Annotated in this window: 14 protein-coding genes; 6 read left to right on the forward strand and 8 right to left on the reverse strand. The window is 53.5% G+C overall.

The annotated features are described in order from the left end of the window. Window positions 1-610: 610 nt before the first annotated feature. The 8 genes from C0623_05635 to C0623_05670 all read right to left on the reverse strand — a co-directional run bounded on the left by C0623_05635 (window position 611) and on the right by C0623_05670 (window position 10,992). Window positions 611-5,098 (reverse strand): hypothetical protein, encoded by a 4,488-nt coding sequence (locus C0623_05635; protein ID PLY01224.1) that lies wholly within the window; start codon window positions 5,096-5,098, stop codon window positions 611-613. Continuing rightward, the gene (locus tag C0623_05640; GenBank protein PLY01225.1) at window positions 5,098-5,526 is read right to left on the reverse strand and encodes a hypothetical protein; all 429 of its coding nucleotides are present in this window, start codon (window positions 5,524-5,526) and stop codon (window positions 5,098-5,100) included. The genes C0623_05635 and C0623_05640 overlap by 1 nt, the downstream gene beginning before the upstream one ends. A 2-nt stretch (window positions 5,527-5,528) precedes the next feature. Further along, a complete protein-coding gene (locus tag C0623_05645; protein PLY01226.1) occupies window positions 5,529-6,263 on the reverse strand; it encodes a hypothetical protein in 735 nt (244 codons plus the stop codon). After that, on the reverse strand, window positions 6,229-6,684 hold the full coding sequence (locus C0623_05650; protein ID PLY01227.1) for a hypothetical protein: 456 nt from the start codon (window positions 6,682-6,684) through the stop codon (window positions 6,229-6,231). Before C0623_05650 ends, C0623_05645 begins: the two co-directional genes overlap by 35 nt. Next, window positions 6,684-7,538, reverse strand: a complete 855-nt coding sequence (locus C0623_05655; protein PLY01228.1) for a hypothetical protein — start codon at window positions 7,536-7,538, stop codon at window positions 6,684-6,686. The genes C0623_05650 and C0623_05655 overlap by 1 nt, the downstream gene beginning before the upstream one ends. A 1-nt stretch (window position 7,539) precedes the next feature. Next, window positions 7,540-8,073 (reverse strand): hypothetical protein, encoded by a 534-nt coding sequence (locus tag C0623_05660; GenBank protein PLY01229.1) that lies wholly within the window; start codon window positions 8,071-8,073, stop codon window positions 7,540-7,542. A gap of 157 nt (window positions 8,074-8,230) precedes the next feature. Next, window positions 8,231-9,586 (reverse strand): hypothetical protein, encoded by a 1,356-nt coding sequence (locus C0623_05665; GenBank protein PLY01230.1) that lies wholly within the window; start codon window positions 9,584-9,586, stop codon window positions 8,231-8,233. 2 nt (window positions 9,587-9,588) lie between these two features. After that, window positions 9,589-10,992, reverse strand: a complete 1,404-nt coding sequence (locus C0623_05670) for a hypothetical protein (protein ID PLY01231.1) — start codon at window positions 10,990-10,992, stop codon at window positions 9,589-9,591. A gap of 225 nt (window positions 10,993-11,217) precedes the next feature. Between C0623_05670 and C0623_05675 the strand changes: the two genes are divergently transcribed. The 6 genes from C0623_05675 to C0623_05700 form a co-directional block, all read left to right on the forward strand. Further along, window positions 11,218-11,439, forward strand: coding sequence for a ferredoxin (locus C0623_05675; protein ID PLY01232.1), 222 nt, complete (start codon window positions 11,218-11,220; stop codon window positions 11,437-11,439). An 85-nt stretch (window positions 11,440-11,524) separates the two neighbouring features. Continuing rightward, window positions 11,525-12,652, forward strand: a complete 1,128-nt coding sequence (locus C0623_05680) for an MFS transporter (GenBank protein ID PLY01237.1) — start codon at window positions 11,525-11,527, stop codon at window positions 12,650-12,652. A 31-nt stretch (window positions 12,653-12,683) separates the two neighbouring features. After that, window positions 12,684-13,226, forward strand: coding sequence for a phosphohydrolase (locus C0623_05685; protein PLY01233.1), 543 nt, complete (start codon window positions 12,684-12,686; stop codon window positions 13,224-13,226). A gap of 55 nt (window positions 13,227-13,281) precedes the next feature. Continuing rightward, window positions 13,282-13,884 carry a hypothetical protein gene (locus C0623_05690; GenBank protein ID PLY01234.1) on the forward strand — a complete coding sequence of 201 codons (603 nt, stop codon included), beginning with the start codon at window positions 13,282-13,284 and terminating at the stop codon, window positions 13,882-13,884. Window positions 13,885-13,955: 71 nt separating this feature from the next. Beyond that, entirely contained in the window at window positions 13,956-14,978 is a 1,023-nt protein-coding gene (locus C0623_05695; GenBank protein ID PLY01235.1) for an agmatine deiminase, read from the forward strand. Continuing rightward, window positions 14,975-15,794 (forward strand): acyltransferase (locus C0623_05700; protein ID PLY01236.1); only part of this gene is annotated, 820 nt, incomplete at its 3' end. The genes C0623_05695 and C0623_05700, both read left to right, overlap by 4 nt.

Consider the following 15,794-nt stretch of genomic DNA (forward strand, 5'->3'; position numbering starts at 1 on the left):
GCGCGGTCGCGGCCGCGCACTCCGCCATACTCTTTTATTGAGCCATAAAAGAGTATGCAGAAAACGGCTCCCTTGCAGGGGGCTTTTTTGTCCGGTCTGAATTGTTTCTGTTTAACTTTGCTGCTCAGGAGTTTGCCTTGAGGCAAACGCGTTACGTCGCTGTGGCGGTTGCGGTTGGGCTGCGGTTCAGTAATCGCGCTGGCGGAAGCAACCTCAAGAGCTCCGGGGGTGGGTCAAAATCATCGATGGATTCCCCCTTCGGTTAACTCAGGACAGGCGATCGGAGTCGGGAATGACAACACTCTTGTCTTTGACTATATCCACTGCTTTAACCGGGGCCCCATGTAAGACCGCCGAGCGAGCGGATTTTAATCCGGTGTTCAGGTAACGATAGTGACTGCCGGATTGGAATCTGCGCAGTGAGGGAACCTGATCATCAGGCGGGTGAGCTGGGGTGTCGTTCTTTTGCTGGAATTATGCTTTCATGGTGCGATTGAAAAAGTATGGCGGTATTTGGGTGCGCACCATTTATTCCCGATAAAATGCGATGAACCACAAAAAAGGGGCGGTCACTGTCGTGGCCGCCCCATGTCCTTATTCGGTGAAATCGTTATCTTTCGCGCCACGAACGCAGGCCGCTACGAACCTTGATCGCCGTTTCGATATCGATCTCAACAACCTTGCCGGTACCCTGCTGGACAAATCCGGTGACCATGTCTCCTTCCGGGTCATCTCCCGAAGCCGAGGCCTTTTTATTCTGCCGGCCAATATGGATACCGACACTCGAGGTTGTACCGGCGCCGAGAGAAATCGCCTCATTGATCCGCTGTTCCTTGGTGCCGTCACCATCGAGGTCGGAGATTTCATAGACGGCATCGACACCCTGCGAAACCTGGCGTTTGAACGCCGTTCCGGTTTCATAGTAGAGGATGTTCAAGTCAGACTCACCACCGAACGAACAGCTTGCCCCGGTCGGCATAAAGGTCGAGAAGAGCGTCAGGCCACCAATAACCGCCGGCTTGTTCAGGCTCCGCATCGGTCGGATGATTGTCTTGCTTGCGTTATCCGGGTCAGTCTCCTCAACATAACGCAACGAGCGGCGCCAGCCATCAAAATTATCCCGGGCATATTGGACCATCGCGTCAAAATAATCAAAATTCGGATCGAGACTATAGGTGGCCCCGTCATACTTGTAAACCTGACCGGTTGTCAGAACCGCATAGTTATCTGCCGGGAACAGGGTCGAGGCATCGAGCGTCAGTGAATTGTTGTAATCAAGGTAATAGACCGGGACACTCGATTGATAATCCTGGCGGTTAAAGAACGGATCCTTGATGCCATACAGATACTCGATCTCCTGGCTGCCGAAGTCGGAGTTGGTATCGTCGCCCGGAGTAAACATCCGGCCGGAACCGAAATAGACCCAGGTATTACTGAAAGCATCAACACTGAGACTCGGTGCCGCCGTGATCGGCCGCGTTCCGTTAAACAGCTTGTGCCACTTCCAGGCATATTGCCCGGAATTGGTTGTATCGGTCGGATTGTCGCTATAGACGTTAAGAGGATCTCCGTTGAGTACACCATAATTGGCTTTAGTCCCCTTCCAGGGCACGGTCACCTTGTAGATCGATCCTTTCCAGTCATGGGTGCCATCAGGAGTTCCGTTGTCCCAGGTGATCGGGATATAGGCGGCATCGGTATTGTAATTGAGGTTACGGTCGAACGAAACCGGGGGGCCGGCAAAGGAGTTCGGTTCGGTTGCGGCGACCTCGAAAAGGTAGTCGTGCATGACATTTGAGGCATCTTCCGACTGAAACGGCTCACCGGTCAAAACATCAACCATATAGAGCTTGGCCTGTCGATTCGATTCGCCATCATACTGCGGCACACCCATCCCCTGGCTGCCGTCATCCGGTCCGGAGCCGAAAACCAGGGCCCAGGTACCAGGCTCATCCTTATCCGGGGTCGTATGCATAATCGTCGGATACGAGTAGCTCATGCCGAGCCCTTCAAAGCTACGGTCCCAGAGCAGTTCCGGATTACGCGGATCGGTGATATCGATGGCGAAATAGGAAGGACGGAAGGTTTTGGTCGTATTCGCCACATAATTAGAACCACTCGGATTACTGCCGTCGTCAAAGGTATCGTTGACAAAAATATCGCCGCCGCCGATGCCGTAGCCGCCGACCAGGATTGTCCCCCAGCCGTTCGGATGCTTGGTCGGGTTTTCCGACGGGTTGATCGGCGTGCCATCCGATTCGACAAAGACCCGGGCGTCAAAAACCCTCGGCTGCATGTCGACATAATAGACATGCGTATAATCCTGGCGCGGCAGCCATTTCAGATGCGGCAACAGGTTTTGCGGAATATATGCCCAGAGTTCGCCGCCGATCGGGATCCCGGAGGCACTATCGGGGTTGACAAAACTGGTCGTACTCTTCTTGAATTCCCAGGCGGTGAAGGCATGCAGCATGCCGTCATTGGCGCCGACATAGACGACCGTTTCCCGTTCTTTATACTTGTTGTAATACTCCTCATACGATTCATCACTGTATATAATATGGAAATTATCCGGCGGTGCCGAAATCGTCACCGGCGTCGAGTTGATGATATCACCGAGCTTGAAGACAACATCCGAGCCATCGGTGAGGGTCATACCGCGGCTGCGGGCGGTGACATTGGCGAGGTCGACAAACCTGTTCGTATTCATATCAGGATCATACCCCTGCGTCCAGCGGACCAGGTTGAGAGCCCTGATTTTCTGGCTCCGGCCGAGGTACCAGTCATTGGCGCCATTGACATTGAGGTAGGGCATCAGGGCGCGGTAATTCCGGTCATAGAACTTGATGACCTCGCCCTCATCATCAAACATTGCTGCTTCCGAGGGATTGGTATTGACCACACCGGCGTTGCTGACCCGTTCCTTGATATAATCTTTTCCGGCCGGGTTGGTCGTCGACGGGCCATCCTTGTTGATATAGGTAAAGATATTCCGATCGGCCGGATCGGTTGCCGCGAGGACCCGTCCGGCATCCCACAGCACCTTGACCTCCTCAAGCTCAACTTCTTGCGGGGTATCATTTTCGAAGTCCGGGTAGGGATGATTGGCATCAACCGAGTAGATCCAGGCCTTGGTTGAACCGCTCCCTTCGATGTAACGAACGACCTTGTCCTGGGTCTTGACCAATACATTATCGTTAGTCGTATCTTCACGGATGTAGCCGAAATCATCGATCCAGAGTGACTGTACGAACCCGATCCAGTCGACGCTCTGGTTACCGATAGAATAACGCGGACGGTAATAGGCCTGAACCAGGTTACCCTCGCCCTGACCGGAATTGGAGAGAACCGAAACCGCAGTACTCGAGGCTGTGGTTTCGAGGATCTTGTCAAAGATCGACTGGATCGCCTCGACCATTTTCGATCCGTCGGAAGCAGCGTAGTAACCGGCCGGCAACGGATTGCCATTCTTGTCGACCCGGTCCGGGTCTTCCCATTCCCCGGTATCGGGCCAGCCGGTATTGCCGCCATCATCATCGACAAAGTTGCCGTACTTGGCGGCCAGCCACATCTGGTTCATTGGCGGCGACGGTGCATTGTACGTGGCGTTCGGCGTCCCCTGGAAGGCGACGACCCAGGTCCGGACATTCTGGAAATCCTGAATATCGGGACGCAGATCGCGGGTAAAGGCATCGTGGGCCAGCCCGGCCAGGTAGAAGGTACCATTAATCCAATCATCCGGCTCATCCGGACAGATGCCATGCGCCTTCGAGAGCTCGGTAATATTTTTCGGTGCTGCACAACTCTGATTGGACAGTCCCCCCAGGATATTGCCGACATACCAGTTGGTATCGGTCGTGTTGTGGTTTTTCTCCCAGTTGCCGACCGCGTCGGTCAGCTCCGAGACATCAACGTCGTACGGTTTGTCATTACCACCGCTGATCTTCGAATCGACCGTATAAGACGGATTAAAAGCGCTGCCGGGAAGCTGATCATGTTCCCTGCTCGGGTATTCGTCGTTGAAGATGATGATGTTGTTCTTCTCGCACCAGTCCTGCACCGGGTCGACCCAGTTGGTACTCGCGGCGTTTGCACAACCGAGAACCTGGAAGGAGTCGTCATTCTGATTGATCGAGCCACAGTATTCATTAGTCCCGCCCTTGTTTCCCTTGAAGTAGCGGATCGCCTCGAAGTACATCTCGGCGAGCGGATCCCAGCCTTTCTGGGTATAGCGGTTGATGTAGCGGGTCAGCGAGTAATTGGCCGGGACTTCAAGGCCATCACTGGTCCATTCGCCGTCAATATACTGAATGTTGTTGCGCAGAACGCCGCCTCTCTCGGTGTTGGCGTGCGAGTAGGTCATCAGACCGAAATCCATCTTGTCGCGGTAGATATGCAAAAGCCCTTCCGGCTTGGCATTCTGCTTGGCTTCACTGTATATTTTACAGTTGTCTTCAAGCATGCCCCAGACGCAGACACTGACTTCGACCGTAAAGGAGGTAATGGTGTTGCCGTTCGAAGCGTTCCGGACCGCCATGGTCACGCCCGAGTTGAAGAATTCGTAAAGCGGGTTGGCGTAGATTGCCGGCACGAGGCGGTTAAAATCGGCGCCGTTGTAACTTTTTTTCCAGGTGTTGCCACCCGGGATCAGTCCCCGGAGCAGGGTCGTTTTACCGACCGCCTCAGTCCCCCTTTTGCCTCCGGCCAGAGCCTTGCGCAGAAAATCGGCACTGGCTGAGGCGGCCCAGTTGAGGAAGTTGCCGCTCCAGTAGGTACTGCCGGCCGAAACCGGAACGTAATGGGTTCCGGGGACGACGTAGCCGATCGGGTCAAACTGCCCACCACTGTATTCATAATACTTCTCATAGTCAAAATAGCCGTAGTAATCCTTGTCGTCATCGTAGACCGCCTCGCTCCGGTACCCTTCGGTAAAGCCGGTCTGGTCATTACTCATCAGAATCAGGGTATTCGGCTTGACCCCTTCGGAAATGACCGGCGGCTTATAGGAATACTTCGTCATAACCTGGGCACTGACCAGGCCGACAGCACAAAACCCGAACACCAGCGTAAGCAAGAATAAACGCATGACAATCCTCATCAGCTTGACCTATGCAGTAGAATAATTTCACGAACCTCGCCGTCGATCAGAACGTACTTGACGATATACCCTTTGATGATCCAGTCGAGGGGGTATTCGGCATTCTCGTAAAAAACCTTGTAGTCATCGTGCAACAGATAAGACCAGTGCCGGTAGGTATCCTCGTCGATCAGCACCGCCTTGTTATCTTCGACACCGACGAACAGCCCTTCCTTGGTATAGGCCCGGGGATCATTTTCGGCCGTCGGAACGGCGGCCGAGCCGGGGGAATCGCTATTGGCATCGTCCGATGCCGATCGTGCAACCTTGCCACGATCACCTTTTCCGGTCGACGCCGCAGCAGCCGACGGAAGGCAAACGACTGCGCAGAACAGCAACAGTACGAGTAGGTACAGGGTATTCCGTTTCATTATAATGAACCTTTCCATCTCTAGCCTCCTCCGGCACCGAGAACCTTGCGATAGCGCGCTCCAAGCAAGGACCGGCTGTTGTTGCCGGCATACCCGGCCACCTCGAGGTCAAGGGTCACGGCAGCTCCGCCTCCGCCGGCGCCGACCCCGGCACCGGCTGATCCGGCACCGAATTCAGCACCGCCGCCGGCAATCATCTCGGCACTGCGGCCGACAATAGATACCGCGGCTGAGCCGCTCGGTGAATCGATCACCAGATCAGGAACATAAACTGCTCCGGCATTTGTTTCCGGGTCGTTGAAATCGGTAGTATTAAACGGAGCAGTCCCATTCTTCTGCCGCTCCGGCTTGGTCTCTATGTACCCCATGATGACTTTGTAGAAATCATCCGGATCCTGCGGTGCCGCTACGGTCGAGCCGTCAGCCTTTTCAATATCGAATCCGTCGAAATCGGCACCGACACTCGACGGATCGCTCCCTCCCTCGATCGCCACGGTGATGATCTTTCCGGTATGAAAAATCGAGCCGTCAGCCATATTGAAAGCAACCTTCGACAAGCGGTCATTGGAAGCAATCCTGACCTCGAACATACTTGTGTCGAGAGCCGCCATACCGATGATGGTCAGAACGACCAGGATCATCATGGTGACAACCAGCAAGAAACCGCGTTCATCTCGATAAAACGAAGCCAGCTTTTTCGGGCCGGAATTCAACATCATCTTATTCTCCATCCGATTTGAGCATATCGATATCATAGGTGAATTTTTGCTTTTTGTTCATCCACTTGACCACTACCCGGACCGTCTTTATCCCCGGAACCGGAGTGTCATAGAGAATATTCCAGCCGAGTTTGTAAAGGGGATGGCTGTAATCCTGGCGGTCGGTCAGATTAAGTTCTTCGGTAATTGTTTTACCGGGGATACTGGTGACGGCGGTATCAAGGGTGTTGTCGCCATTATTGATTTTAAGCGAGTTGTGGTCGTAGGGCAGACCCCGCAGTTCTTCGACCTTGCTCTGGGCGGCCATGATCGCTTCAGTAATATGACGGGACCGCATATTGGTTTGGGTCGCCATCAGCTGCATATTGATAACCGCCAGAATACCAACGGCAAAAATAGCCATTGAGACCAGAACTTCGACAAGGGTGAACCCTTTTTCGTTGGTGTTGAGCATCATTACAGTCCCATATTTCTGAAATTGACTTCAACAATCATCAAGCGACGGCGAAAACCATCACTGTAACCGGTCCAGGGCCCGGCGCCGGAGGCCGGCGTGAAGGAATCGGAGTTGCTAACATAGCGTTTATCCTCTTTTTCACCCCGGGTGAGCAGACTGATCTGAACGGAGCGGATCAACTCCGGATCAGCCGGGAAGACGGTCGGAGCACCACTCGACAGGTTGTAATAAAATTCGAGTTCCTCGACCGGAGCAATCGCCTGATGGTTGACTGAGCCATGCGAGTGGCCGGGATCGGCGAGGCCGTCATTATTGGTATCGATATCACCGACAACAAAATCGGGTGTTCCATTTCCGGAATCAGGCGAACCATCGATTCCGTCGCTGTTGGTAAAGCCGAGCTGCTTAACCCCGTTGGCATCGGTAAAAACGCAAAAAACGATATGTTCACCGGGGTCGTTGATATCGCCATCCGGGAAGAGTCCGGTCGCTGACTTGGTACAGGTTGACGGGCTGACGTTCTGATCGCAGCCTGAATAGTCGGCAGAAAAATAGATATAATCCTGACCGGCCGCATGGATTGTCGGTACATTAGCGCTTGACGAATCGGTCTTGTCATAGCCGGCGTGGCGGAGCTGGGACATCAGCAGATCCATGGCAAAACGCTGACTCTGCTGAAGATCGACCCGGTTCTCCTCCGAAACTCCGGTCTGGAGACTGGCGATGTAAACGGCATAAACCGCCGACATGATGATTCCGGTGAGCGCCAGCGTTACCAACACTTCGACCAGACTAAACCCGGCGCGGGAAGCAAAATATCTCGTTTTCCTGTTTTCACTCATTATTAAATTCATATCATTCAATCCTGACCCGCCCGGATTGTGCAACGATAACTTTTTTGGAGTAGGTATCGTCCGGATTATCGAGCTTGATATTGCCAACAATAAAATTGACCGAGATATCTGATGTGCTCGGCATGCCGCGACTGTTAAAAATTGCGGACGGAACACCACCGGTAAAGCTGGCTGTGTGTTTCGCATAGTTCAGATCAGATAAAACGAGCGAGGTCTCGCCGGCATCAAATGTTCGATCAGCATCCTTATCGACAAAAATCCGGTAATCAGCAACGTTTTCACCATCAGTATTATTATTGGTAAAAACAACCGAAACGAATTCATTGCGCTTGACCGCCTCGATCCGGGCATGTTGCAGGATGCCAAGAACGTTTCGGGCATCACTATTGACCCGCGAATGATCCTGCCAGGTTTTCAAATTTGGTGCTGAAATCGCAACTACAGCGGCCAGGATAGCGACGACAACCATCAATTCGATCAGGGAAAACCCCCGTTCATCAGCCCCGTTAAATAGTTGTTTTAATTGATATTGCATAAAGTTTGCACCCTTTTCGCATTAGCGCGACTATAATAGTCTGCAAAGAGCAGACCAATGCAGAGGTCTTTTTAACTACATGATTTTACAGGACAAATCAAAAACAGGCTAGTGACAAAACCTGCAATTATCAGCATTTACATGCAAAAAGTGCATGTTATTTAATATCATACTCCTTGATTTTGTATTGAAGAGCCCGGAGGCTGATCTCGAGAATTTTCGCTGCCTGGGTCCGGTTGCCGTCGGTCGCCGCCAGGGCCTTGCGGATATATTCCTTCTCGAGTCTTTCGTTTGCTTCTTTCAGCGAAAGGGCATCGGATGACTCCCGATTGCGCCGCCGGAATTCCCATGGCAAATGATCAACGTCGATGACATCGTCACGACAAAAAATGACTGTCTTCTCCATGAAATTTTCCAATTCACGAACATTGCCCGGCCAGTCATAGTCGAGCAGGGAATTAACCGCCGCTTCACTGAGACCGGGTGGCTTGCGATGATCCCGTTCCGAGATAATTTGCAGGAAATGCTCGGCCAGTAACGGAATATCGACCTTGCGTTCGCGCAGCGCCGGCACCCGGATCTCGACGACGGCGAGCCGGTAAAAGAGATCGTCACGAAATGCGCCAGATTCGCTCGCTTCCTGCAGATCCCGCGCCGTCGCCGCCAGCACCCTGACCTCAACCTTGCGCGATTTCGACTCTCCAACCCGCCGGACTTCCCCCTCCTGCAATACGCGCAACAGTTTCGGCTGCAGGTCAAGTGGCAATTCCCCGATTTCATCGAGGAAAAGGGTCCCGCCATCGGCTTCTTCAAAAAGCCCGCGATGGTGGCGATCAGCCACGGTGAACGATCCCTTGGCGTGGCCAAACAGTTCACTTTCAATCAGGTTGGCAGCAATAGCGCTGCAATTGACGGCAATAAACGGTGCGGCACTGCGGCTCCCTTCTTCATGCAGCGCCCGGGCAATCAGCTCTTTTCCGGTGCCGGTTTCACCGGTAATCAGCACCGGTGAACGGACATCGGCCGCCTGCGCCACCAGCGACATGACATTTTCCATCAGATCACTTTTATAGGCGATGTTGCGGTGTGTTTTTTTGGTCTTGAGCTGGTTTTGCAGGAGGGAATTTTCGCGCATCAGGCGGAGGCGTTCCTCGGCCTTGCGCACGGTCAGAACAACTTCATCCGGCTTGAACGGTTTTGAAATGTAGTCGTAGGCACCCTCTTTCATGCACTCCAGCGCCATGTCGATCGATCCGTAAGCGCTCATCATGATCAAGGTCGGGCTGGCCTCCATCTGACAGACCTGGCGCAGAAAACCGAGACCATCCATACCCGGCATCCTGATGTCGCAAAGAGCAACATCGGCCTCTTCCCGCGACAACAGGTCAAGACCGGTTTCGGCGTCCGGTGCGTCGATGACCTCGTACCCTTCCTTTTCGAGAACCAGGCGGAGCATGTGCCGCATCCCTGCTTCATCGTCAACGACCAGAATCTTTCTTTTCGTATCAGCCATGATTATTCGTCTCTCTCAATCGGCAGGATAATGGTAAATGTCGTGCCCGACTCTTGCCTCGAACGCGCAACAATTTTGCCGTGGGCTTCGGAAATAATTCGATGACAGATGGTCAGGCCGAGGCCACGTCCCTTGCCTTTCGGTTTCGAGGTAAAAAACGGGTCAAAGATGTGAGGTAAAACATCCTCCGGAATGCCGCACCCTTCATCGCGCACGGCAATTTCAGCAAACTGTCCCTGCCTGCTGGCACTGACATGAATGACATGACTACCCTCAAGACAATCCTTGGCATTGACCATCAGATTGACCAGCACCTGCATGAACTTGTAGGAGTCGATCCGGACCAGACCGAGCTTGTCGGGACAATCGACATCAAACTCGATCGTTTCAAAAACAGCCTGATGACTGAGAATCTCAACAGCCTCGCGCAGGACATCGGCCGGATCAACAACCCCGAGGCTTTCTTCGGTCGGTGCGGCATAATCGAGCAGTTCCTTGACCAGACGATCAATGCGCATGATTTCGGTCAATGAATGCTCAACCATTTCCCGGGACCGGCCCGGTTCGAGTTCCGACTTGAGCAGTTCAAGATAACCGAGAACAGCACCGAGCGGGTTGCCAATCTCATGCGCCATCCCGGCGGAAAGATGGCCAACCGAAGCCATACGTTCGGACTGGATCAAATCTTCACGACCCCGCTGTAAAGCCCTGGTCATGGCATTGAAGGAATTGGCCAGGTCGGCGATTTCTCCCGGACCGGCGACCGGAACATTTGTCGTCAGGTCGCCGGCCGCAACCTGACTGGTCGCCGCGTTAAGTTGCCTGACCGGTTTGATGACATTCCGGGCCAGCGCAACCACACCGAATGCGACCAGCACCGAACCGTACAGAAAGACATAAAGGAGAACCAGGTTGCGCGCCTTGATGACCTGCTTACCGACATCATCGACGGTAAAACGCGCCAGCAAAACGCCACTGCCGGAACCGGACCCCATAAACGGGACCGCAACAGTGATATACCCCTCGCCCGTTGAGACGATCGGCATCAGGTGTTGTTCATAATTAAGTCGATGGACCGAACGGGAAAAAACAAGGACTTCATTAACCAGAGATTTAACCTCGCTGAACGAGCCTTTTTTCCGTGGCGGGTAACTGTAGAGGAGATTGGCATAACGATCATAAAGTTGCCACGATTCGACAGTCGGACCGATATCGCCGATCATCGTACTGATTTTATCAAAATTCGGCGGCTCCGGAGAATCCCCTTTTGTTGCGGAAACGGAACGGGAAACAAACTCGAGCATGGCTCGACTCGACTGAACCTTGAGTTTGAGCAGTTCTGTCTCGGTCAGGCGTAAAAGCAGCAACCCGCCAAAGAGCAGAGCTGCGCCAACGACCAGCGCCATGGTCAAGATAATTTCCGTGTAGAGACCTGATTTGCGCCGCACAAAACCTCCCCGATTCAATTTCAATTAAAAGAAAATAACACAGAATTACAGCAAGTTAAAGAAAAGTCTGCAAACTTTGCACAGGCTGCGACCGGAAATGGCCAGCAACCGCAATCATTGCTGGAACTATCCGTCAATTCCTGCTAGCATCTTGCGAAATATCACCCTGAAAGGAACTCGAATATGGCCCGTCAACCTGCTATTGACCAGGAATGCTGCATCGGCTGTGAAGTCTGCACCCAGACCTGCCCCGAGGTCTTCCGGATGGAAGGCGATGAAGAAGGGTATGATCATGGGCACGACCACGGAAAAGCGGAAGTCTACAATCCCTCCGGAGCTGCTGAAGGCAAGATTGAAGAGGCGATGGACAAGTGTCCGGCCGCCTGTATTTACTGGGATGAATAGTCTCCACCAGCGGCAAATGAGTTAGCTCCAGCTCGTGTCCCTGCAGCGAAATATCAACCGGCTTTATCTCTTTTCCTTCCTCAAGATGATGCTGTTCCCGATGGCGATCATCACCCTGTTCTGGAAGGATCAGATCGGACTGTCACTGACCGAAATCATGTTTCTGCAGGCGGTCTTTGCCCTCGCCTCGCTCTGCCTTGAGTTCCCCTCCGGATACATCAGCGACCGACTCGGCTACCGTTTTTCACTTAGTCTGGCATCACTGCTCGGCTTGATCGGATGGGCTCTTTACAACCTGGCCAATTCATTCATCGATGTCCTCGTGGCCGAGATCGTTCTCGGCATTTCTTTCGCCTTTATCAGCGGGAGCGACAGCGCCTTGTTATTTGAATCTCTCCGCCAGTCAAATCGGGAGGAGCATTACAGCCGACTCGAAGGGAGAATGACCGGATGGGCGCAAAGCGGCGAAGCGGTCGGTGCAATCAGCGCCGGACTGCTCTATGCAGCGGCACCGATCCTCCCCTTTGCCATCCAGATCGCCGTCTGGATTGTGGCTCTGCTCGTGACCCTTCAGCTCAGGGATGCGCCTCCGGCGGAAAAAATACAGCGATCGCACTTTACCGAAATGCTCGAAATCTGGAAGTTTGCCTGGCTTGAAAATGCCGGAATCAGGTCAACCATCCTGCTTTCGACCTGCCTCGGACTCGCTTCTTTTTACCCGGTCTGGCTGATTCAACCTTTCATGCAGCAAAGCGGAGTACCGCTTGGCTGGTTCGGCCCGGTCTGGGCCGGGGCCAACCTGACCGTTGCCGTTTTTTCGGTTCTCAGCCATCGCGTCACCAGTTTTCTTGGTGCCCGGGGGCAGCTCAAGCTGTTTTTTCTGCTCGGTTTTTCCGGCCTTCTCGGGCTCGGACTGAGCCTCGCCGTTTTCTCATTTCTCTTCTACTATCTCCTGACCGCAATGCGCGGCCTTCAGTCACCCTTTTCCAGGCATTACCTGCAGGTCGAGAGCAATCGAAGCAACCGGGCCAGCCTGCTTTCACTCAAGGCCTTTTCGTTCCGGCTCGGCTTTGTCCTGACCGGACCGATTGTCGGCTTTTGTGCGGACCGGTACGGTTTAAACGCCACATTTCTTTTTTTGGCAATGGCGTTCTTGCCGCTTTACCTGATTCTGGCGAGAAGTTTTTATCGAAACAATTGCCTGACCCCCTGACGATCAGGCGAGGAATCTTTGTGGATGCGACATGATTGAACTGCTCGAAAAATTCCACCCGCCGGAAACAGCGAGACACCAGGTGCTGATTGATCACAGTCGGCAGGTTGCCGCCATGGCCGTCGTGATCGCCCGGAGAGTTGCCGCTGTCCGGAGCATTGATATCGACTTTATCGAAGAAGCTGCCCTGCTGCACGACATCGGCATCCACCTGACCGATACACCCGAGATCGGTTGTTACGGCGACAAGCCCTATCTTGCCCACGGCTACCTTGGCCGCGAGATTCTGGAAAGTGAGGGAATGCCGCGTCACGCCCTGGTTTGCGAACGGCACATCGGCGTCGGTTTAAGTCGGATCGAGATCATTAAGCAAGATCTCCCGTTGCCACAACGGGATATGCTGCCACTAACGATTGAGGAGAAAATCGTCACCTACGCCGATCTTTTTTTCAGCAAAGCCGCTTCCGCAAGAGGTCATCAACGCACCTTTGCCCAGGTCCGGGCGAAAATTGCGGACCATGGTGATGATAAAATTGCTACACTTGATGAATGGCATTATCTTTTTTCGGGCTGAAACAGCCGTCAGCTGAGATCTGCCACAAATTGCACGAATATCCGGAGTCGATCTGATGGAAGAATGGCTGCAGCATTTATTTAACTGGCTTCCCGATGACAATATCTATTACTTCTCGATTGGCATGATCGCCTTCATGGAATCATTGGTCCTGATCGGGGTTATTGTCCCGGGCAGCACGATTATCGTCTTTACCGGCTTTCTCGCACTGCACGGCAAAGGTGATATTGTTACAATCGTCACGGCATCTGTTTTCGGTGCGTTCTGGGGCGATTTCCTCAGCTATTGGCTCGGCGCACGCTCCGGCCCCGCTATCATCAATTCACGGGTAATGCGCAAACAGAAAAAGCTGGTGTTGCGGGCCGAGGCCTTTTTTGCAGCACATGGCGGCAAATCGGTTTTTTTTGGCCGCTTTTTCGGCCCGATCAGAGGCTTCATCCCTTTTGTTGCCGGCGGTGCCAAAATGAAACTTCGCGCCTTTATCGGCTATGCGATTATCAGTGCTATTCTCTGGGGCATTTCCTATCCCGGACTCGGCTATCTCGCCGGGGTCAGCTGGCAGAATGTTCAACGCTGGAGCGGCCGCTTTGCCCTGGTGATCTTTGCCGCCCTGATTATTACTATCCTTGTTACCTGGCTGCGCCGCCGTTACCGTTGACCGCCCATTTCCATTGAATGTCAACCTGAGTTCACCTACAATAACAACCCAATTCCAAGGACTGGTTCAACATGGAGATCAGGTTTCCCGCAGAATGGGAGAAGCAGGATGGCATCCTGCTCTCCTGGCCGCATCAAGATACCGACTGGTCACAAATTCTCGACCAGGTCGAACCGCTATATCTATCAATTGCCGCGGCGGTCAGCCGCTTTGAAAAAGTTCTGATCATCGCCCCCGACATCTCGGATCTCGGTGACAGACTGGCAGCGGCCGGAGCGCAGACCGCAAATATTGGTCTGTTTGAAATCGACACCAATGATACCTGGGTGCGCGATTACGGACCGATCTCCATCTATGAAAAATCAATAGCGGTGCCGCTCGATTTCCAATTCAACGGTTGGGGCGAGCGGTTCGAGTATCGACTCGACAACCAGGCAACTTCGAGGCTCGCCGATTACGGACTTTTCGCCGCCGGAAGCAGGTCGGTCCCGATGATCCTCGAGGGCGGCAGCATCGAAACCGACGGCAAGGGTTCTCTGCTGACAACCAGCCGCTGTCTACTTAATCAGAACCGGAACCCGGCGATGACGAAAAACGACATCGAAACAGCACTTGCATCGACAATCGGAATCGAACAGTTCTTGTGGCTTGAATCGGGGATGTTGCACGGCGATGACACCGATGCGCACGTCGACATCCTGGCCCGTTTTGCCCCAAACGATACCATACTGTATACCAGTTGCGACAACCGGCATGATGCCCATTTCGTGGAACTGGAAGCGATGCGCCGGGAGCTCGAATCATTCCGGACGACCAGAGGTGAAAGGTTTAACCTTGTCCCTTTACCTCTTCCGGCTCCGAAAATTGACAGTTCCGGGAAGCGGCTGGCGGCAACCTACGCCAACTTCCTGATCATCAATGACGCCGTTCTGGTTCCGGTATATGATGACCCGAAGGATGACACAACCTGCCAGATTATCGCTTCAACCTTTCCCGAACGTGAAGTCATTCCGATCAATTGCCTGCCCCTGATTTCACAGGGCGGCTCGCTGCATTGTGCGACCATGCAGCTACCCGAAGGAGTCCTTGCATGAACATGCTCAGAACTGCGCTGATTCAACAAAATTGCTCGCCGGGCCGCCAGGATAATATTGAAAAAACAACACGTCTGATCAGGGCAGCGGCGGCCGACGGAGCGAAACTGGTTGTGCTGCAGGAGCTGCATTGCACCCCCTATTTCTGCCAGATCGAGGACCCGGCTTTTTTTGAACTGGCAGAAAAGATACCCGGACCGACAACCGACCATTTTGCAGATATCGCCACTGAAACCGGTGCTGTGATCATCACTTCCCTGTTTGAAAAACGGGCGAGCGGACTCTATCACAACACGGCCGTCGTATTCGACCGCGACGGCAGCATCGCCGGCAGCTATCGCAAGATGCATATCCCGGATGACCCCGGATACTATGAAAAGTTCTATTTCACCCCCGGCGATCATGGATTCAGACCGATCCCAACGTCGCTTGGCAAGCTCGGTGTTCTGGTCTGCTGGGACCAGTGGTATCCTGAAGCAGCCCGATTGATGGCCATGGCCGGGGCTGATCTTCTGATCTATCCGACCGCTATCGGTTACGACCCGGCTGATGACGATGTCGAAAAAAAGCGGCAGCTTGAAGCCTGGTCAATGATCCAGCGTGCTCACGCCATTGCCAACGGCCTGCCGGTCATTGCCGTTAATCGCTGCGGATTTGAGCCGTCACCTGAAGACCGGGATTCCGGGATTGAGTTCTGGGGCAACAGCTTTGTCGCCGGCGCGCAGGGGGAACTGCTGGCAAAAGCGGATGAGGAAGAGACAACTCTTGTCGTCGACATCGATATGGCGCGGAGTGAATGCGTCCGGCGCATCTGGC

The sequence above is a fragment of the Desulfuromonas sp. genome, from assembly GCA_002869615.1.
GTDB lineage: Bacteria > Desulfobacterota > Desulfuromonadia > Desulfuromonadales > UBA2294 > BM707.